Raw genomic sequence first — 19,675 nt, 5'->3', positions numbered from 1 at the left:
CTCAGTGGTGGAGACTGGACGACTCGCTGAGCTTCATCCCCTGGGTCTCGGGAGCCCACACGATGGATACGAGCAGACCGACCAACGTGATGGCGCAGGCGGCGTACATGGTGGCGGAGATGCCGTACTGCTCGAGTACAACCGGTACGAGAAAAGTTCCTGCGGCCGCACCAAATCGCGTGAACGCGGTGACCAGCCCCATGGCAGAACTGCGAAGGTCGGTGGGGAACAGCTCGTTGGGGTACACGAAGTTCATCACCTCCAGACCTCCGCTGAAGAGGGCGAACGCGATGAAGAATACGGCGATCCAGATGGCCGGCGCATCGGAGAACACGGCAAGCAGCAGCAACGGAACGGACTTGAGGGCAAAACTCCGGATGGTCAGGGTTCTACGGCCAACCTTGTTGACGATCCCGAGTGCGAGCAAGCAGCCAACAGCGAAGAACAGCTCGATGACGGCGGACCCGTAGGTAGCAGCATTACCTTCGAGATGCAGCGCGCCGATGAGTTGAGGGCCGAACGAGAAGATCGCGTACACGGGGATTATCGCGCTGGTCCAGCTGGCGATCACGAAGGCGAGGCGCCCGAGATAGCCGGAGCGGATGATTCCGCGGAGCCCGACGGTCCGCTCCCCTTCAGCGGGGACCTCGTCGACCGTAACCCCGGGACCGAACACGCGCTCCATAACGGTGTTCGCCTCTTCGATGCGCCCGTTTCGGGTGAGCCAGTACGGAGATTCGGGGGTTCCGACGCGCAGCACCCCGATGAGCAGCGCGGGGACGGCAGCGCTGACCAGCATCCATCGCCAGGCGTCGTCCCCGACCGTGGACAACAGCACCTGGCCGACGCCATAGGCAACGGCACCGCCCAGGAAGAACAGCGAGATGAGCACTCCCAAGAGCGGCCCACGGAATCGCTTCGGACTGAACTCGGTGAGTAGGGCCGAACCAATGGGATAGTCGACTCCGACGGCGAAACCGATGAGCAGCCGCATGATGAGCAGAGCGAGTGGCCCATCGATCCAGAACGACGCAATGGAGAGTACGGCGATGGCGAAGAGATCCCATTTGTAGATCCGCTGCCGGCCGAACTTGTCCGATAGGTAGCCACCGACGATGCCTCCGAAGAAGACACCGATGAGAATCGTCGCGGCGATGGCGCCCTTGGCGGCGGACGAGAGAGCGAACTCCGGCCCGATCTGGATCAGCGCAACACCGAAAATCGACAGGACGTAACCGTCGATGAACCCCGAACCGCCCGCGCACGCGGCAAGCCGGATCTGGAACAGACTCAGTCTTTCATTGTCGAGCGAAGCATCGCCGTTAGGCGGGGACGGTGATGTGGATGGGTACGCGGTGCCCGCGATCTCGGACATGTGACGCTCCTGTTCTGGGTGGACTCGCGCGCTTGCCGTATACCCATGTCGATATGTCTCTTCGGGTTTCGTGGCTGGATGTGGCCGGTGCGCGGGGCCTGGTGTGACGGTACGTCTGGTCTGGCCGGCCTGATTACCCGGACCCCCATGGCGCTGAGGCTGTCACGACGGCGTGTTGCTTCACCGTTCCGACTCTCCGGCTGCCCGGTCGCGATCGGCTGACGACGTCGAGGTCCGCGGCAGGTGGACACCCGTACCGCTCTCGTTCGTCTGCAGCCCTCATGTGACCTAGGCCTTGCCAAACGTTTGGTGTGACGATAATCGACCGCGTCGAGTGAACGCAAGGGGCGAGATCTCGGGAGAGCACGGTTTCAAAATCAAGCGAGAGTATGACGCAGATGACAATCGTTTGGCGTAGATTGCTGTGCGCACCACTGGACTGGTGGCTCTAACAGCCCGACGCCGGGTTCCTATCCTTTGCCTCACGACCGCAACTAACTCGAAAAGGGGGGGACGACTTGACCGCGATGAATATGAAGCAGTTGGCAGCGCTGGCCGGTGTCGACGTGTCCACTGTGTCACGCGCATTGCGAGGTGACAGCCGACGCGTGGCCGCGTCCACGATCGAACGCATCCAGACGCTGGCTTTCGACGCGGGCTATGTTCTCGATCCTGTTGCGTCCAGTCTGCGCGGAGGGCGCTCGCGCGTGCTCGGCGTGGTCGTCCCCGTCCTCAGCGACATCGTCATGGCCATACTCGCAACAGCCATCGAGGAAGCGTCCCGAGAATTGGGCTACCTTTCGGCCGTCATCGCGACACACGGCGACCCCGATGTGCGCTCCGCCGCGATCGATCATCTCCTCAGCCGGAAGGTGGACGGTTTCGTACTGTGCGACACGGAGGTGGGGCGTGCAATTCCCTCTCAACTCGAATCGGAATCTGTGCCGTTCGTTTTTGCCATGCGCCGGTCGGATTGCGCGGTTTCGGTGACTGCCGATGATCGCCGTGGCGGTTCGCTCGTGGCTGAGCATTTCGTCGCCATGGGACACGAACGGGTGGCAGTGGTCCCCGGGCCGGCCGCAGCGAGTACGTCGCTCGATCGAGTGGCCGGATTTGCCGAAGTGATAGCGCAACACCCGCAGATCACCGTCGTGTCCGTTTCCAGTCTCGGGGGATTCGGTGTCAACGACGGGCATCGCTACGTCACGGAGCTTCTCGCGGAGCACCAGGAACCCCCCACTGCCCTGTTTTGCGCGAACGACCACGCTGCGATTGGAGCAGGCCGGGCGCTCGCCGACCGCGGTCTGCGGGTCGGCGAGGACGTCGCGCTCGTCGGGTACAACGACATTCCGCAGGCCGCATACCTCGAAACACCCCTCAGCAGCGTCCGCACGGATCTGGGCGCGATGGGGCGGACGGCAGCGCGCAAGCTGGTGTCGTTGATCGAGGGACGTGATGCGGCAAGCGCCGCTTTGGAGCCCGCTCTGATCGTCCGTGCCTCCTCGTCCGAGGTGCGCGGCGCCTTGGTAGGACCGGCACCTCGGCCAGGGGCGTGATCATCACGCGACGAAATCGTCCCAATCATTCGCGAGATAGTCGATGAAGGTGCGGCCCAGTCCCTGCGACGCGAGATATTCACGACACCGGCTGATCGATGCTGCTGAAAGACGGATCGATCAACACTCGGCGAGCTAAGTCGTGCTGAAGAATCGCCGCCGTTCCGACTAGAACGAAGTCCGCTCCCCGATCAAGACACGACTGGGCCACGGCGCCGGACGGGATCTTGCCCGCCACGCCGAGCCGTGTGCTCCCTCGCGGAAGCGATGCGAAGACATCCAGCAGTGTGGCACCAGCGGCCAGGTCGCGTGAGAGCCGGTTCGGGCTGGTTTCACGGTGTGGGCGCTTCTCTACATCCCACATCGAGATAGTCGACAAGGTCCGATGTCATGGTGCATTCTGCCACGTGACAGCTCTCGGAAGAAGGACACCGGAGCGCTCGGGGCGCAGACGCAGACCGACCTGGAACGAGGGTCCGGTCGCCGCTCTCACCGCCTCGAGAACCTCGAGAACCATCCGGGAACGATTCTCCAGCGTGCCACCGTAGCCGTCGGTCCTGGTGTTGGGTCGCGAGTCCAGGAACTGGCACAGGCGGTAACCGTGCGCTCCAGAAATCTCGACGCCATCGAGTCCCGCGTGCTCGACCCGTTGTGCAGTAGAAGCGAAATCTCGTACTATGTAACAGATTTCGGTGATCAGTACGCGGATACTTCTGGATGCATCATCCTAGGGGGCGACCGGCTCAAGTCCTGCAAATTCGTGGCGTGCGCGCGCACCACCGTGATGGAGCTGGACTGCCGAGGGCGCATCCCGCTCGGCCAGTGCGGAGGCCAGTCGTGTCAGGCCGGGCAAGAAACGATCGTTCCATACGGCCAACTGTCCGGGGAATGCCTGGCCAGCCCGGGACACATGCGCTGCGCACGTCATTACCAAACCGAATCCGGCGTTTCGTGGAGCACGCCATTCGAGGGGCGGGGCGACGGATACTCGATCACTCCGCTATTGCCCCGCGGTCTGGTACTGCTTACGCAGTTCACGCTTCAGTATCTTGCCGTAGGCACTGGTTGGCAGTTCGTCCACGATCCAGACGTGGTGTGGCTTCTTGTACGAGGCCATCGACTTTCGTGCGAAATCGATGACGGACTCGGGAGTCAGATCTGTGCCCTCCTGCGCGACAACCACAGCTGCGACGACTTCACCCCACTTCTCATCGGGGATGCCGATTACCGCGGCCTGCGCGATGTCCGGATGCTGGCCGAGGACCTCTTCTACCTCGCGGGCATAGATGTTGGATCCACCGCTGATGATCATGTCCTTGATGCGGTCTGTGATGAAGAGGTATCCCCCTTCGTCGAGGTAGCCGGCATCGCCGGTGTGCAGCCAGCCGTCCTTGATCGTTTCGGCTGTCGCGTCCGGGCGTTCCCAGTAGCCGGACATCACCAGCTCACCGCGGACGGTGATTTCTCCGACGGTGCCGGCGGGGACTTCCCGTCCCTCGGGGTCGACGATTCGAATGCGAGTCGAGAAGGTCTCGCGGCCGGCCGAGGCGAGTCGTCGGACGCAGTCCTCGTCGTCCAGACGGTGCTCGGCCTTCGGCAAACAGGTGATGGTCGCGGCTGCCTCTGCCTGTCCGTAGAACTGCACGAACACGGGGCCGAAGACCTCGAGCGCGCGCTTCAGGTCGGCGACCGGCATGGGAGCAGCCCCGTACACGACCGATTTCAGGCTTGACAGATCGTGCTTCTCCACATCAGGAGCGTCGAGCAGCATCCGAATCATCGTGGGGGCGAGCATCGTTGCAGTGACGTTCAGGCGATCAATCGTTTCGAGCACTGCGGAGGGGTCGAAACTGAGCGAGCTCGGAAACGCGTTCGCCGCGCCCACCGCGAGGTGTGGCATCGCGACGCTGCACGATCCGTGCGAGATCGGAGCGAGGTGCAGCATCACGTCGTTGGACCCGAGATCGGATCCGAGTTCGAGCATGAAGTGGCGCGTCATCGCGAGCAGGTTCCGGTGGGTCTCCACAGCTCCCTTGGGCTTGCCTGTGGTTCCCGATGTGTAGAACAGCCACGCGGGATCATCGGGCTCGATCACAATGTCCGGACGTTCGCTCGGCGACTTCAGCCAGTCGTCCAGCCGTTCGAAACCGGGGACGTCCCCGCCGAAACTGACCCAGTGCTCGATTTGCGAAAGATCCTCGTGAAGGGGAGTCAGTCGGTCGGCGAGCGTTGCATCACACAGGACGATGGTGGCCCTGGAGTCCGAGAGAGCGTGGCGGTAGTCCTCTTGATGGCCTCGCGGGTTGAGGGTGACCGCGGCGCAGCCGGCCGTGATGGTGGCCAGGAAGCCTTCGAGCCCCTCGTAGCGGTTCGTCGACAGAATCGCGACCCGCGCCCGCTGAGGAGCGCGGGTCAGGATGGCGTTGGCTAGGGAGCTAACGCGGGCTGCGCCTTCCGCGTAGGTGACGGGCGCACGGTCGAGCGAGACCCACAGCGGGTTGTCGGGATAACGCAACGCGCTTCGGTACAGAAGGTGTGACAAATCCATGTTGTTCTCCAGAGTGCGAAGTCCGAACCAGTCGCGAAGACGGCGCGGTCAGGCGAAGTCGAGCTCGCGATCAAGGGTGATGATCGTGTTGAGAAGTACGTTCGCGCCCGAGTGGATGTCCTTGTCGGCGGTGAACTCGTCCGGGCAGTGGCTGCGGCCGTCCTTCGACGGCACGAAGATCATGGCTGTCGGGATCTTCTTCGCAATAATCGCCGCATCGTGTTCGGCGCCGCTGTAGAGGCGGGATTGTTTGAGTCCGAGTCGGTCTGCCTCCCGCGCGGTGACCTCGATGAACCGATCATCCATGCCGGCGGGCTGCTCCGACGGGAGCCAGTCCAGCTGGGCTTCCACCGAACGGCTGGCGCCCTCGCGCTGCACCGCGCTGTGAAACTCGGTTCCGGCGTCGTCCAGCCAGCGCAGATCGGGGCTGCGGAACTCGCCCCAGAGTTCGGCGGATTCGGTGACGATGTTCACTGCATCCGGTGTGAAGGTGACCAACCCGGTAGTTCCTCTACCGTCGACGTTCGCGGAGGCGATCTGTTCGATGGCCAGGACCGATCCTGCGGCGGCACATCCCGCGTCGTGCCGCCGGTTCATCGGCGTCGTTCCGGCGTGATCCGGACGGCCCCTGAACGCGACCCGGAATCGCTTGATCCCAGTGATGGAAGTGACGAGGCCGATATCGCTGCCCTGCTCCTCGAGATACGGCCCCTGCTCGATGTGCAGCTCGACGAACGCCTTGATGCGGCTGGTGTCCATCCGTGAGGACAGCAGCGCACTGGGGTCGATGTCGATGCGCACCAACTCGTCGGCGAACCGGACACCGTCCGAGTCCACCCGGTCGAGATCCTCAGCGGTGATGAACCCCGTCAGCGCCCGCGAGCCGATGCAGCTGATTCCGAACCGGTTGGGCTCCTCACTGAAGAAGTCGACGACGATGAGGTCGTGGCGGAGTCGAACTTCGTTGGCGCGGAGGGTCCGCACCACCTCGAGGGCGGATGCGACACCGACGTTGCCGTCGTATCGCCCACCTCCCTCGACGGTGTCGGTATGTGATCCGGTCATGATTGCGCTGTTGCCAGGCGCGGTCCCGCGGAGCACACCGATGACGTTGCCTGCGCCGTCGATGTGAGCGTCGAGGCCGGCCTCCGCCATTCGAGCTCTGACCCAGTGCCGGCCGACGACATCGGCCTCGGTCAACGCCTGCCTGGTCCAGCCAGGAACGGTGGAGTCGACGATGGTCGACAGGTGGACCAGGTCGGCAGTGAGTTGCCCCGGATCGGCAATGGTGAGGGGGTCGAGAACAGACATGCGGTCTCCGTTTCTCAGGCCGAGAGATATCCGGCGGCCTGCAGCCGCTTCGTCACCGTCGCGAGGGTCGTATCCAGCCGCTCGACGATCTCGGTGACTTCGGCCTCGGTGATGATCAATGCGGGCGTGAGCATGAGGAATTCACCGAAGGCTCCCCCGTTGAGTCGACGACCACCGATGAGCAATCCGTTCTCCATGGCAACACGACGGATCTCGCCCGTCGCGTTGGCAGCACCGGGAAGGGAGGCTTTCGTGGCGCGGTCCGCGACGATCTCGACGCCGACCATCAGCCCGCGGCCGCGGACATCACCGATCAGCGGCCATTTCTCCGCCAGACCCTGCAACTGCTTGGTCAGCTCTCGACCCATGACCGCGCCGTTCTCGATCAGGCCTCGCTCGGTCATCTCGTCGAGAACCGCACAGCCTGCCGCGCAGGAGATGGGGTTCGCGTTGTACGTGTGCGACAGATCGAAGCCACCGTTCGAGGTGAGGCGCTCGAGCAGTTCCGCCGAGACCGCAGTCGCAGCGAGCGGGACGTATCCGGCGCCCAGGCCCTTGGCGATCACGATCGCGTCGGGGCGTGCGTCGGGGGTGTGCTGGGCAGCCAGGAATTTTCCGGTCCGGGTCGCGGACATGACCTCGTCGAAGACGAGAAAGACATCGTGGCGGGTGCAGATCTCGCGAACGGCGCGCAGATAGGATTCCGGTGCAACGTTCGCGCCGGTTGCTGTTCCGCCAACAGGCTCCATGATGAAAGCGAGGACGTTGTCCGGACCAAGTTCGAGGATCGCGCGTTCGAGGTGCTCGGCGGCGAGCGATCCCGCCTCCTCGATGCTGATTCCGTCGGGGCGGCGGTACGTCAACGGCGCGGGAACCTTCGTCGAGGGCACCATCATGTCGCCGTAGTAGGCGGTGTACTCACTGTCCCCGGTCCACCCCATCGTTCCGAGCGTTCCGCCGTGGTAGGACGGCGTGAGTGAGATGACCTTCCGCTTCGCCGGCTTTCCTGCCTGGTAGGCCGCGACCCGGAGAAGTTTGATGGCCATCTCGTTGGCCTCGGACCCGTCGTTCGCAAGGTGGATGCGCTCAAATCCGGGTCCGGCGAGCTCGGCGATCCGCGCCGTCAGCTCGATGTTGGGGTCGTGTCGGGAGAAACGAACGTACGAGAACGTCATGCGTCGGCCCTGGTCGACCATCGCCTGAAGGACGCGTTCGTTACCGGGACCGATATTCGCTACTGCCGCACCAGCATTCGCATCGATATACGCCGTGCCATCAGCGCCGTAGAAGCGAATACCCTCGGAACGGGTGATATGCGGTCGAGGAATCGAGGACTTCGAATAGAACTGCTCTTGATGGTTCCCGAGGCCGTCACGTGTGGACACTGCGCCTGACCTTCCTGTTAGTGGCCGTTGTTTACTAGAGAAGCGAGGAGCGGCAGCCCACCGCAGGTCACTCCCGCTTTTCCGGAAGCTGCATGGGCGGTTGCCAAACGTTTGGTATCACTCTACGTTTGCCAGCCCGTGAGCACAAGACACCTGACCGGAGAGCAGCCTGGCCGGAGCCTGTGGTGGCCCGGCTGGGCACCCCCTTCCGTGAAATGGCGCGGCCTGCGCACGTCGCCCGACCGCGGAACTGGGCACGCATGACGGTTTCCACCTCCACCGGAGCAGCCTGCCTTCGTTGCCGCAGCCGGGGACGACGCTGATGCAAGTTCTGCCTAATAGAACGGCTATCCATAGATAAGAATAGCGTGATTTCCGTAGTGTTACCTTCGGCGAGACCTGGTATACAGGATTCGGTTATATATCCTGACTTTGACTTCATGCGGATGCCGGCAACGGACCTCAGGGTGGATTTCAATTCTGCATAGCAGAATTATCGACGTTCCAGTTCGCCTCAGATGCATGCGGGCTGCGCTCGAAGAGGATTTGCCATTGGCACCATCTCTATCTCTGGCCTGCGCGAACCGGGCTTCCACTCACGAGTACGAAAGGGCGTTCATGGTGGTGACTCGCAGACCTCGGATGGCCACGTTGGGTGGAGTGATCTTCATCGTTTCCAACGTATTCGGGTCCTGGGCGTTGATCTTCCCCGTGACTCCGCTCCTCGTCAGTGCCGTTGGAGGCTCAGGTTTCGCCGCGGGGGGAACAACCGGGGTGTTTATGACCGCCACTATCGCGGCCCAACTCGCCACCCCTACATTGCTGCGTCGCTACGACTTTCGTCCAGTTGTGGTGTCCGGATGTCTGCTTCTCGGGTTGCCGTGCATCGCTCTCGTACAGTGGTCACACGACATCACCGCTTTGATGGTGATCAGCGCGGTCCGAGGACTCGGATTCGGCCTGGTGACAGTGGCCTGCTCTGCGCTGCCTCCTCACCTGTCCACCAGCGATCGGCTCGGTCGGGCCGTCGCCGCACAGGGCATGGCCAATGCTGCCTCTCAGACCGTCTTTCTGTTGATCGGAATGCAACTCTTCCGAGCCGGGGGTGTGGTGGCAGTGTCCGTAGTCGCGACTGCAATGGCCGTAACAGCAGCGCTGGCGGCGCTTGGTCTCCCGCGGGCCATGTATGGCGCTATCGGTGCGCATTCGGATTCCGAGTCCACGCGTGGTGTCCTCAAACGGCCTATCGCCTTGGCCAGCCTGGCCGTTGTTGGCATCGCTGCTGCGTATGGTGGTCTTTCAGCGCTGGTTCCGCTCGTCGGCTATCCCCAGTCCACACATGCCGGAGTGATCCTGGCGACGGTAGGCGGCACCGTCGTCGCGGGCCGGTTCGTCGCGGGACACTATAGTCACCGGATTCTCGACCGTCGGTCGACGGCACAGATCGGAGTCGTCGCAGCGATCGCGGGAACCATGTGCTTCTCGGTCGCCGTCACATCGGCGAATGCCGCATTCCCGGTCGCTCTGGCCGGGGCGATGGCCTTCGGGTTTGGCCTTGGCTGGATCCAGAACGTGACGTTGATGAGGACATTAGTGTCAGTACCCCCGCACCGAGTCGGATTCGCCAGTGCCGCATGGAACATCAGCATGGACGCCGGAATCGGCCTGGGAGCGACGATGACGGGCGCGGTCGCCGATCACTCCGGGTTCGGTATCGCTCATCTCTCGTCTGCAGTGATCATTGCACTGACCGTGGCACTCCCTCTCGCCGCACGGCAGAACCGCAGTCAGCAGCATCGGCAGGTGATGCGCGAAGTGCCGGCCAGTCGCGAATAGAACCGCGCCGACAGTCTCTGCGGTTCGCCTCGCCTGAGGGCCGAGGTGGCTGCGAAGCCCTTACTCTGACCCTCGTCCACGGTCGAGCGCCAGAGACTCGCCGAGATTCGAGGCGAGGAAGCCGAACGCGGAGGCGGGGATCGACCGTGCGATCTGAGGGAACTCCTGTGCTGGCGGGTTAATAGTTCATAACTGTTGTGCAACAGCCTTTTACCGACCCGACTGCGGCCGAGTCGGATTCAAGGACGTTACTGTGGGCGGCGAGGACCGACGCGGTCCCAGTACGGCTGAGTCCGTCGCCGCTGGTTTGAAACGCACCACTGAAGCGTGTAGCGGACCTGAGGCCGAATTCGGCGACCACCCGTCGCCTGAACAATGGGTGGTCAGGGACCAGTGCGCTGCCAGGGTGAGCGGCTCAAGAGCAGATACGCAGAAGTGCCCCGGATGTTGCTCCGGGGCACTTCTGGCCCATGTCGAAGATCGCCGTCGAGGTGGAGCGGTTGCGTGCCCGGCATCACGAGTGCTTCGAAGTCACTTTCTGGCCGCCGAGGCCGTCAAATCACCGCTCACGTCGAACTCGACATTCTTACACTGACTAATCAGTGTGGTCTCCCGCATCTCGTGACTTACCGGCCGAGACGACATTTGCTGTCGGCAAACACTCGTTCACATGTGAGCGAGGACCCAGCACTCAATACCGTCGAGCGCCGTGCTGTATCCCGCTCGCGATAAGGCCGGCGATCTTCCGGTCATGTCAACGCGACCAACGATGGGAAGGTGTGAACCGGTTACAGGACTGTGCCGATGGTCTCTGCGGTGCGTCTGACTTGGGGGCCGAGGTGGCTGGCAAAGCCGTCGGCAGCTCGCGCCCACGGCAGTGCCAGCGTGACGGCGCCGTGGACTGTCCCGGTCTCGTCGACGATGGCGGCGGCCACGCCGACGAATTCCGGGCCTGCCTCCCCGAGATTGGTCGTATAGCCCAGTTCGCGGGCGGTGGCCAGGTGCTGGTCGAGTAGGGCACGGGTGCCGATGGATCGTTCAGTCACGGTGTGGAGCTTCTCCTCCGGGTCTGGGAAGAGTTCTCGAAGGTCAGCGGTGGTCATGTGGGAAAGCATTGCTTTTCCCGCTGCTGTGAGGTGGGCCGGCATCCGGTCGCCGAGATCATCGACTACTCGCAGCGGTAGCAATCCTTCGGCGACGTCGACGACGATGACGTCGGGCCCGTCGAGAATACACAGCTCGGTCGTCTCACCTGTGACGTCGCGCAGGTTCCGGATCAACTGGTGAGCGGCTTGGCGGACAGGCAGATGACTGACGGCGGCCAATCCGATATCGAGCAGCGCCGGACCTTGGGCGTATGCGCGGGTCGTCACGTCTTGCTCGACGAAGTCGAACTGCTGCAGCACAGCAAGTATCCGATGCGCGCTGGAAGGCGCAATGTTCAAGTCGTGCGATACCTCGGTCACACGAAGTGCTGGTGATTTCCGGAGCATAAGAAGCATCTGCAGTGCATTGCCGACCGATCCGATCGGGTAGGAGGGGGAACCCCCGCGCGGTGATTCGACCGTCGCCGTCGAGTCCAAGTTGCCCACGATGGATGACTATACATTTTCGGTGGGCGCCATGAACACGGGTGGAATCGGCCCCGCCGGCCGTGCGTCGTGGACCTCGCCGAAGTCGGGCGAGGCCACGACGTGTTGCATCTTTCTCACCGAGTCAGAAGGCGTTCTCGTCGAGCTCCATGATCGCGAGATCGAGGTCGAGGACGGATTGCTTCGTTGCCGTGATGCCGGGGAGTACGGTCTTTGCGAAGTAGGACGCCGTCGTGATCTTTCCCTTATAGAAGGGCGCATCCTTGACTTCCGGGTCACTGGCCAAGGCAGTCAGTGAGACAGTCGCCTGCACGAGGAGCCGCCATCCGATGAGCAGATCTCCCACCGCTTCGAGCAGCCGAACGGCCCCGAGGCCTGCCTTGTAAATCTCTCGCCCGTCGTTCGTGCCTGCCGCATAGCATCCGAAAGCTGCGACCATCTCACCGATGTCGCCGAGTGCCACGTGAAGCAGTGTGCACTCGGCTCTCAACTCAGCAGGTGCCGATCCGATGAACCGCTCGATCTGCTCCGTGACGTGCGAGAGGGCGACACCGTTGTCGCGCAGTACCTTGCGGAACAGAAAGTCTTGGGCCTGAATCGCTGTGGTGCCTTCGTAGAGCGTGTCGATGATGCTGTCGCGGAGGTACTGCTCTAGCGGGTAGTCCTGAAGGTATCCCGAGCCGCCGAAGATTTGGAGGCTACGGGTGAGCAGCTCGCATGCACGTTCCGAACCGACGCCCTTGACGATCGGCAGGAGGAGATCGTTGACTCGCTGCGCCAAGTCCGCGTTCGCACCGGACACCTCGAGTGCGACCTCGCGATCCTGATGCGCCGCGGTATAGAGGTAGACGGCGCGCAGACCCTCGGCGTACGCCTTCTGCAAGACGAGGCTGTGGCGGACGGCCGGGTGGTGGCCGATCGGAACCCGCGGCGCGGCCGGGTTTCTCATCTCGGTCATGTCGACACCCTGAATGCGTTCTTTCGCGTAGTCGCGGGCATTGAGGTAGCCGGTGGAGAGAGTGCCGATGGCTTTGGTGCCCACTGTCATCCGCGCGCTTTCGATGACCCGGAACATCTGGGCGATGCCGTCGTGCACGTCGCCGACGAGCCACCCCACTGCGGGAACGTCGGTACCCCCGAAGGTCAGCTCACACGTCGGCGAGGACTTGATGCCCATCTTCTTCTCGAGGCCGGTGACGAAAACGCCGTTACGCGCCCCGAGCTCCATGGTCACCGGATCGAAGTGCCATTTGGGTACATAGAACAGGCTCAGACCTTTGGTTCCCTGCTGCGCACCCTCAGGTCGGGCCAGGACGAGGTGGAAGATGTTCTCCGCCGTGTCGCCGACGTCGCCGTTCGTGATGAAACGCTTGACACCCTGTAGGTGCCAGGTTCCATCCGGCTGAGCGATCGCTTTGGTCCGCCCCGCGCCGACATCGGAACCGGCATCGGGCTCGGTCAACACCATGGTTCCCGCCCAGCCCCTCTCCAAGCCGGCTTTCGCCCACTGCTTTTGCTGTGCGGTCCCGAACTCGAACACGACCCGAGCGATGGTCGACGAGAAGTTGAAGAACGTCAGTGGCGCATTTGCCGAAGACAACATCTCGTTGACCGCCCAGACCAGGACGGACGGGACCGCCGAGCCGCCCATGTCGGCGGGGAGCCCCAGCTGTGCCCACCCTGACTCCGCGACGATGCGAACGGTCTTCGCCAGCGCATCCGGTACGACCACAGAATTGCTGTCCACGTCGAACGTCGTCGGTGCGCGATCCGCTACCTCGAACGACTCCGCAACCGGTCCTTCGGCCAAGCGGCTGACTTCCTGCAGAATGTCGGTGACGAGTTCACGATCGAGGTCCCCGTAGACGCCCGTGTCGAGCACCCTGCCGAGTTCCAGGACCTCGAACAGGTTGAACTCCAGGTCACGGACGTTGCTCTTGTAATGCGCCATCTTGGTCGGTAATCCCCTCTAGCTTTCGATGCACGGTCTGCCGAAATCAGCTGATCCGCTGCTGAGCCCGCAACCTCTCTAGTGGTGTCGGAGCACAACGTGGTCTGCCAAACGTTTGGCACACACCATACGGTGGGCCTTCCTGCCGCACAAGGGCGCCAGGCTCACTGCGCTCTTCATCGGGACTCGAGGTCGACCAGGAGATCCCGTTGAAGATCGGTCTCCATGGCTAGCCCGGTGGCAGGATCAGCGGTCCACGCCTCATTGAAGAGCCTTTTCGCGGCGCGCACGGCCTTCGGCGGGCGACTCGCGATGTCGTGCGCAAGCTGCTGCGCGTAAGCGTATGGGTCGTCGACAGCGTGGGTGATCAAGTGCAGATCCTTGGCCTCGCTGCCGGACAGGATGCGGCCCGTGAAGGTCAGCTCCTTGGCCACGTCGATGCCGACCACCTTTGATATCGACTGGGTAATTCCCATGTCAGGTACAAGACCCCATTGAACCTCCATGATCGACAGGCGGGCATCCGGTGCGGCGACTCGGATGTCAGCTCCGAGCGCTATCTGCAATCCCCCGCCGAAGCAATTGCCGGTGATCGCAGCGATGACCGGCACCGGAAGTCGGTGCCAGTCGTAGGACACACGCTGAGCCAGGTTCGCAACTTCCCCGGGCGCGCGAACCAGCAGATCGTCGATATTGTCCGGCGTCTGAAGGAAGTGCTTCACATCCAACCCAGCGCAGAAGCTTTCGCCGTCCCCACGGAGAACAACCGCGCGGACCCGTGAATCTCGATGAAGCTGCTCCGCGCTCGCCAGCAGTGCGGCGATCATGGGACCGTCGAGGGCGTTGTGCTGCGTTCCTCGTGTCATGGTCACAGTCGCGACTCCGGCGCTGTCGATGTCGACACTGACCCGCTTGTCATCCATGGTCTGTTGCCCCATTCGTTTTCGTCTCAGCATCATGTGCGGTGAATCGGCCGGTCGTCCCAACGGCAGCGGCAGCAGCGAGTACGACCCTGCCCGTCAGGATTCGTGGTCGACGGGTCGTCACGGATAAAGACCACGGGTCAGATGTGCGGTTGTCACCGTGTCCACAGCAAGCACGGTAGCTGCCAGGCGAAGCGAGACACGATGGGTCGCAGCATATTCGAGGACGCGATGCCATGCCCGCTCCATTCGTTCGCGAAGGCGATTTTCGACATCGGTTTGACTCCACCAATAGGCCTGGTTCGCCTGCACCCATTCGAAGTAGGACACGATGACGCCCCCCGCGTTGGCGAGGATGTCGGGAACCACCAGTTGCCCATTCGCACGGAAGATCTCGTCGGCGGCCGGTGTCGTCGGGCCGTTCGCGCCCTCCACGATGAGTGAAGCGTGGACGCGGTCGGCATTCTCGCCGTGTAGAACCCCTTCGATCGCCGCCGGGATGAGCAGGTCCACCTCGAGGTACAGCAGTGCGTCTCTGTCGTTGAGATCCTCGGAATCATCGAACCCGAGAACCGTGCCGGATGTCGCTACGTATGCTTCGAGATCCGGTACGGAGAGACCGCCGGCATTGAAGATGGCACCGTATTCGTCACTGACGGCGACCACCTTGACTCCGGCTTCCCAGAGGTACCGCGCGGCGCCCCGTCCGACCTTTCCGAAGCCCTGAACTGCGGCGGCTGTCGCGGTCGGTCGCCTCCGGAGATGGCTCAGGGCCGCCAAGGCCACGTGTGCCACTCCCAGCGAGGTCGCGGTGGGCCTACCGAGGGATCCGCCGAGCGCGAGCGGCTTTCCGGTGGTGACGCCCAGCACCGTGTACCCCTGGCTGGCGGAGTAGGTGTCCATCATCCATGCCATGACCTGCTCATCGGTGCCGATGTCCGGCGCCGGAATGTCCTGGGTGGGTCCGATGATGGGAATGATCTCGCTGGTGTACCGGCGTGTGACTCGTTGGACCTCCTCTCGGGAGTACCGCTTCGGGTCGAAGCGAACCCCACCCTTCGCCCCGCCGTAGGGCACGTCGACGAGCGCGCATTTCCACGTCATCCACATGGCAAGGGCGCGGACCTCGTCGAGAGTGACATCCTTGCTGTACCTCAGCCCGCCCTTGCCGGGGCCGCGAGAGACGTTGTGCTGCACCCTGTGACCGGTCAGCACCTCGACATCTCCGTTGTCTCGCCGCAGTGGAATACTGACGGTCATTTCGCGCCTCGGATTGGCGAGCATGGAGTAGACGCCCTGATCCAGGTCGAGTACCGCGATCGCGTCCGAAAGTTGCGCCCTGGCGTACGCCAGTGGGCCAGTGTCAACATCGGGAGCGTCCCCGCCGGGGGTAGCGGTGGCAGTGACAGGGATCGAATGTGGCGATTCGAGGTCGAGAGGGGATCTCCCGGCGTTCAGGTCGGTCGTCATGACAAGTCCTTCGGTGTGTCCGATTCCGTTGTGGAGGCACCATCCAATATGCCAAACGTTTGGCATCCAGGGTGGCGCTCGTGCCCCTCGTCGTCGACTGCGGCCCTACCGAGAGCCGGCGTCAGCCGTGGCATCGCCTCGGAGCTCGTTCACGAGACTGAACACCGGCAGCAGCAGCGCCAGCACGTCCTGCCGGTTGCCAATCGTTTGGTAACCGGTCGTACTCTACGTTTGTTCGATACTGCAGCACAAGAGATGCTGATCGAATTGCGTGAGAGGAATGGTGCGGTGTGGGTGCAATCGTTCCGGGGAACCTGATCGAGCGCACGCAACTCTCAGCGCGATCGTTCACGATCTCCCGCCTGCGCGTCGTCAACGCACTTCCTCCGGAAGCTCACTGGTCAAGCAGAATCCGACTTCCTGCGAGCTAGCGCACCGTACGCGACTACCTCACGAGAACAGCGGGATTGCGAGACAGGCGCACGCCCCCACCAGGAGACTGCCTGATGACTACGACGATCAATCGAGAATGCGGATGACGACGAGTCCGGATGGGACTCGTCGTCATCCTGAGGGTCGCTGGCAGCAGAACGCCGTTGTCCTAGAAGCCGGGGACCCTCTCGCCCTGCCCTAGGCAGTCGCGCTACCCGAGGCCGAAGGGAATTGCGGTTCCCGCTTCTCCTGGAAGGCGGTGAGTCCTTCCAGTGCGTCCTCCTGGTAGAAATCGATGGTTTCGAGCGCCACCGATAGTTCAAAGGCCGGCGCAGCGCTGCGCAACACATGGTTGAGTGAACGCTTGGTTGATCGCAGTGCCCGCTGCGGCCCTCGCCCGAGTCGGTCGGCAACGGCGAGCGCTTCATCCAGCACCGCTTCCGCCGGCGCCGCCTTGCTGACGAGACCAATGCGCTCCGCCTCTGCCCCAGTCAGGAAGTCAGCGGTGAGGAGGTAGTACTTGGCTTTGGCCATCCCGCACATCCACGGCCAGAGCATTACGGCATGGTCACCGGACGCCACGCCGATCCTGCTGTGACCGTCGGTGATCCGCACGTCCTCGGCGATGATGCTGATATCTGCGGTCAGTGCGACGGCAAGTCCGGCCCCGACCGCGACCCCATTGATCGCGGAGATAATGGGTTTGTCGAGGTCCAGCATGTTGTAGACGATGTCGAGGGCGACCTTGCCCGACCTCAGTACTCGGTCGGAGCGCAAGCTAGCCGCAGGGGTGCCGTGCTCCTTGAGATCCCCGCCGGCCGAGAACACCTTCCCCCGTCCGGTGATAACCGCGACTCGCGTGTCATCGTCGCGCCCGATCGTGCGCCACACCTCCGCGAACTCGTCATGAGTTCGCGCGTCGGCCGCGATACGATCGATGTGGACCAGGAGCACACCGTTGGGGCGGCGCTCGAAGCTCAGGTTCTCGAATTCCTCATACTTCATGTCGCGCTCCGTTGCCTGCGATTCCGCACTTGGAGACGCGAGCGAGCGCGATAGCGCAAATGATCTCGAACATGATGTTTGCGGCATTCAGCGCCGTGTGACCGCTCGGGTCGAGTGGCGGCGCCACCTCCATGACGTCTCCGCCGATAATGTCCAACCCCTTCAGTCCTCGCAGGATTGCCAATGCCTCGCGCATCGACAACCCATCGGGTTCGGGTGCCCCCGTACCGATGGCATAGGGCGGATCCAGCGCGTCGATGTCGAAGGTGATGTATGTCGGGCCGTCACCGACCACACGGCGAATCTCGGCGACGGTTTCTGTGATTCCGAGTTCGATCACGTCGTTGATCGTGAGCAGGCGCATTCCATGTTGTGCGTGGTAATCACGGTCGGTGGACATGAAGCGAGTTCCACGAATGCCCAGGCTGATGGTGCGTTTCGGGTCGACCAATCCTTCTTCGATCGCGGCCCGGATCGCGTTGCCGTGATGGATGTAGCCACCGTACGGATCGTCGTAGGTGTCCGGGTGGGCATCGAAGTGGATCAGGCCGACCGGGCCGTTCCGGACGAGGCCCTTGAGGATCGGATAGGTGGTCCCGTGGTCACCTCCAACAGCCACGAGGGCTCCACCGCGGTCCGCCACCCTGCCCACGAACTCTGCAGCGAGGTCTTGGCTTACGCGAGGGCTCATGGGATTGAGGACGGCGTCACCGATATCGGCGACTCGACATAGATCGAAAGGCGAGACGCCGTCGAAGCTCACCCGTCGGATGAGGCCGGACATCTGCCGTACCTGCGACGGCCCCTGCTTCGCGGAGCCTCGTCCGCCCTGGAAGTCGAACGGGATTCCCGCGAGTGCGATGTCCACACCCTCGAGATCGGGTTGGTAAGGGGCGCGCATGAACGTCTGCACGCCCGTGAAGCGACCCATCCCCTGTTTGCCGAGTTCACCAATCGTGGATTCGGGCTTTTCTGACATGTTGTCTCCTGAGCTGCCGGCCGCGGCCTCCTCTGTATAGGAGCCAATAGGCGCTGCCGCGAGCAATCTGTAAAGAGCGGCTTTCGACCGTTCCGTTGATAGGAATGACATTCAACCTAGCAGAACACGAATGCTGAGGGAAGGGATGGTTAGCAGGGTTTGCCCTTCCGTTCGCCTTAACGAAGGGCTGTAAGGTGCTACTAGATTCCGCGTGGCGGAATCAGGTTCGCTTTGCAGCAAGGGAGTGGTTCGGCGGATGCGCGATAGTAGTCTTGGCGACTCCCCGGCAGGAGAGAACACCAGCGGTTCAGGAGTGACCGGTTCGGTCGGCAATGCGTTGAAGATCTTGCTGATGTTCGGCACTGTTCCGGCTGTGCGAGTCGCCGATGTTGCTCGTGAGCTCGGGGTCGCTCGATCCACGGCACACCGACTGCTCGCGACGCTGGAGCATCACCGCTTCGTGACGCAACAGGTCAAGAGCAAGGCATACGAGGCGGGGCCCGTTCTCCTCGAAGTAGGACTGAGGGTCCTCGCGGATCTCGATCTGAAGTCGGTCGCTCGGCCGCAGCTCGAGCGCTTGAGCGACGTGACGTCGGAATCGAGCGGATTGCTTGTACTCGAGGGGCGTGACGTCGTCGTTGTCGACTTCGTTCCGGGAAGCCATCGGTTGCGGGTGGTCGAGCGACTCGGAGACCGAGCTCCTGCGCACCTCACAGCGGCGGGCAAGGCCATACTTGCTGCGTTGAACCCGTTCGATTTCCGCCGTTTGTATCCCAGTGAAACCTTGCCGGCCGTGACGCCGCGATCGGTTCAAACCCGCCTCGAACTCGAAGAAGAACTCGATCAGATCCGGCGCAACGGGTATGCGTTCAATCGAGAAGAATCAGGGGACGGCTCCGTCGGCATCGCCGCCGCCGTCGTGCACCGAAACGACGGCGTCGTAGGTGCCGTTACCTTGGCCCTACCGATCAGTCGACTGAACGACGATCTCGGCGCCGACTTCGGGGCGTCCGTCGGTGAGGCAGCCCGCAGGATAGGAACCGGCCTGCCCTAATGTCCCCGGGCTTGGATTCATTCATCGTCATGTGATGATCTTGGATCGACACCGTCAGAGCTGGAACTAATTACGGCCGAACGAGATACGTTGCAGAATGGGCTTGGTGCGACTAGACCGCTCGGGCACTGGAGGCCCCACAAACATCCCTGCCACGCAGCGAGACGGTTGCGTGTGAGGATCTCGCGCACGTTCTCCGCGGAGTGCCCGTCGGGCAGGTGCAGCCTGCGTTCGACGTGGGTGCCGATACCGACCGGT

General features: G+C 62.8%; 13 protein-coding genes and 1 pseudogene. 3 read left to right on the top strand and 11 right to left on the bottom strand.

From position 1 onward, the window contains the following. Position 1 precedes the first annotated feature (1 nt). Positions 2-1,375, bottom strand: coding sequence for an MFS transporter (locus CJ177_RS35935; protein ID WP_095870035.1), 1,374 nt, complete (start codon positions 1,373-1,375; stop codon positions 2-4). Between the two features lie 527 nt (positions 1,376-1,902). On the opposite strand from CJ177_RS35935, the gene CJ177_RS35930 reads away from it, so the two are divergent. Further along, positions 1,903-2,931, top strand: coding sequence for a LacI family DNA-binding transcriptional regulator (locus CJ177_RS35930; RefSeq protein WP_095870034.1), 1,029 nt, complete (start codon positions 1,903-1,905; stop codon positions 2,929-2,931). 388 nt (positions 2,932-3,319) lie between these two features. Here CJ177_RS35930 and CJ177_RS49565 read toward each other — a convergent pair. From CJ177_RS49565 to CJ177_RS35910, 4 genes and pseudogenes are all read right to left on the bottom strand, one after another. Further along, positions 3,320-3,886 (bottom strand): annotated as a pseudogene (locus CJ177_RS49565) (NADH:flavin oxidoreductase); the annotation flags it as partial. Between the two features lie 45 nt (positions 3,887-3,931). After that, the gene (locus CJ177_RS35920) at positions 3,932-5,479 is read right to left on the bottom strand and encodes a class I adenylate-forming enzyme family protein (protein ID WP_095870032.1); all 1,548 of its coding nucleotides are present in this window, start codon (positions 5,477-5,479) and stop codon (positions 3,932-3,934) included. Between the two features lie 48 nt (positions 5,480-5,527). Continuing rightward, a complete protein-coding gene (locus CJ177_RS35915) occupies positions 5,528-6,790 on the bottom strand; it encodes a M20 family metallo-hydrolase (protein WP_095870031.1) in 1,263 nt (420 codons plus the stop codon). Positions 6,791-6,804: 14 nt separating this feature from the next. Continuing rightward, complete coding sequence (locus CJ177_RS35910) at positions 6,805-8,175, bottom strand: aspartate aminotransferase family protein (protein WP_164060180.1); 1,371 nt, start codon at positions 8,173-8,175, stop codon at positions 6,805-6,807. Between the two features lie 660 nt (positions 8,176-8,835). Here CJ177_RS35910 and CJ177_RS35905 point away from each other — a divergent pair. Next, positions 8,836-10,011, top strand: a complete 1,176-nt coding sequence (locus CJ177_RS35905) for an MFS transporter (RefSeq protein WP_164060181.1) — start codon at positions 8,836-8,838, stop codon at positions 10,009-10,011. Between the two features lie 788 nt (positions 10,012-10,799). On the opposite strand, the gene CJ177_RS35900 is transcribed toward CJ177_RS35905, so the two are convergent. The 6 genes from CJ177_RS35900 to CJ177_RS35875 all read right to left on the bottom strand — a co-directional run bounded on the left by CJ177_RS35900 (position 10,800) and on the right by CJ177_RS35875 (position 18,429). After that, positions 10,800-11,603, bottom strand: a complete 804-nt coding sequence (locus tag CJ177_RS35900) for an IclR family transcriptional regulator (protein WP_095870028.1) — start codon at positions 11,601-11,603, stop codon at positions 10,800-10,802. 124 nt (positions 11,604-11,727) lie between these two features. Beyond that, on the bottom strand, positions 11,728-13,554 hold the full coding sequence (locus CJ177_RS35895) for an acyl-CoA dehydrogenase (protein ID WP_095870027.1): 1,827 nt from the start codon (positions 13,552-13,554) through the stop codon (positions 11,728-11,730). 176 nt (positions 13,555-13,730) lie between these two features. After that, the gene (locus CJ177_RS35890) at positions 13,731-14,477 is read right to left on the bottom strand and encodes a crotonase/enoyl-CoA hydratase family protein (RefSeq protein ID WP_095870097.1); all 747 of its coding nucleotides are present in this window, start codon (positions 14,475-14,477) and stop codon (positions 13,731-13,733) included. Positions 14,478-14,597: 120 nt separating this feature from the next. Then, a complete protein-coding gene (locus CJ177_RS35885) occupies positions 14,598-15,947 on the bottom strand; it encodes a Glu/Leu/Phe/Val dehydrogenase (protein ID WP_095870026.1) in 1,350 nt (449 codons plus the stop codon). A 630-nt stretch (positions 15,948-16,577) separates the two neighbouring features. Beyond that, a complete protein-coding gene (locus tag CJ177_RS35880) occupies positions 16,578-17,384 on the bottom strand; it encodes an enoyl-CoA hydratase/isomerase family protein (protein WP_095870025.1) in 807 nt (268 codons plus the stop codon). Continuing rightward, complete coding sequence (locus CJ177_RS35875; RefSeq protein ID WP_257014855.1) at positions 17,374-18,429, bottom strand: agmatinase; 1,056 nt, start codon at positions 18,427-18,429, stop codon at positions 17,374-17,376. The genes CJ177_RS35880 and CJ177_RS35875 overlap by 11 nt, the downstream gene beginning before the upstream one ends. A 247-nt stretch (positions 18,430-18,676) precedes the next feature. On the opposite strand from CJ177_RS35875, the gene CJ177_RS35870 reads away from it, so the two are divergent. Next, complete coding sequence (locus CJ177_RS35870) at positions 18,677-19,417, top strand: IclR family transcriptional regulator (protein ID WP_164060184.1); 741 nt, start codon at positions 18,677-18,679, stop codon at positions 19,415-19,417. Positions 19,418-19,675 lie beyond the last annotated feature (258 nt).

This window comes from Rhodococcus sp. ACPA1 (genome assembly GCF_002300195.1).
GTDB classification, from domain to species: Bacteria; Actinomycetota; Actinomycetes; order Mycobacteriales; family Mycobacteriaceae; genus Rhodococcus_F; species Rhodococcus_F opacus.
Note: the sequence above shows the minus strand (reverse complement) of the source record. Positions and strands in the feature narration are given on the sequence as shown.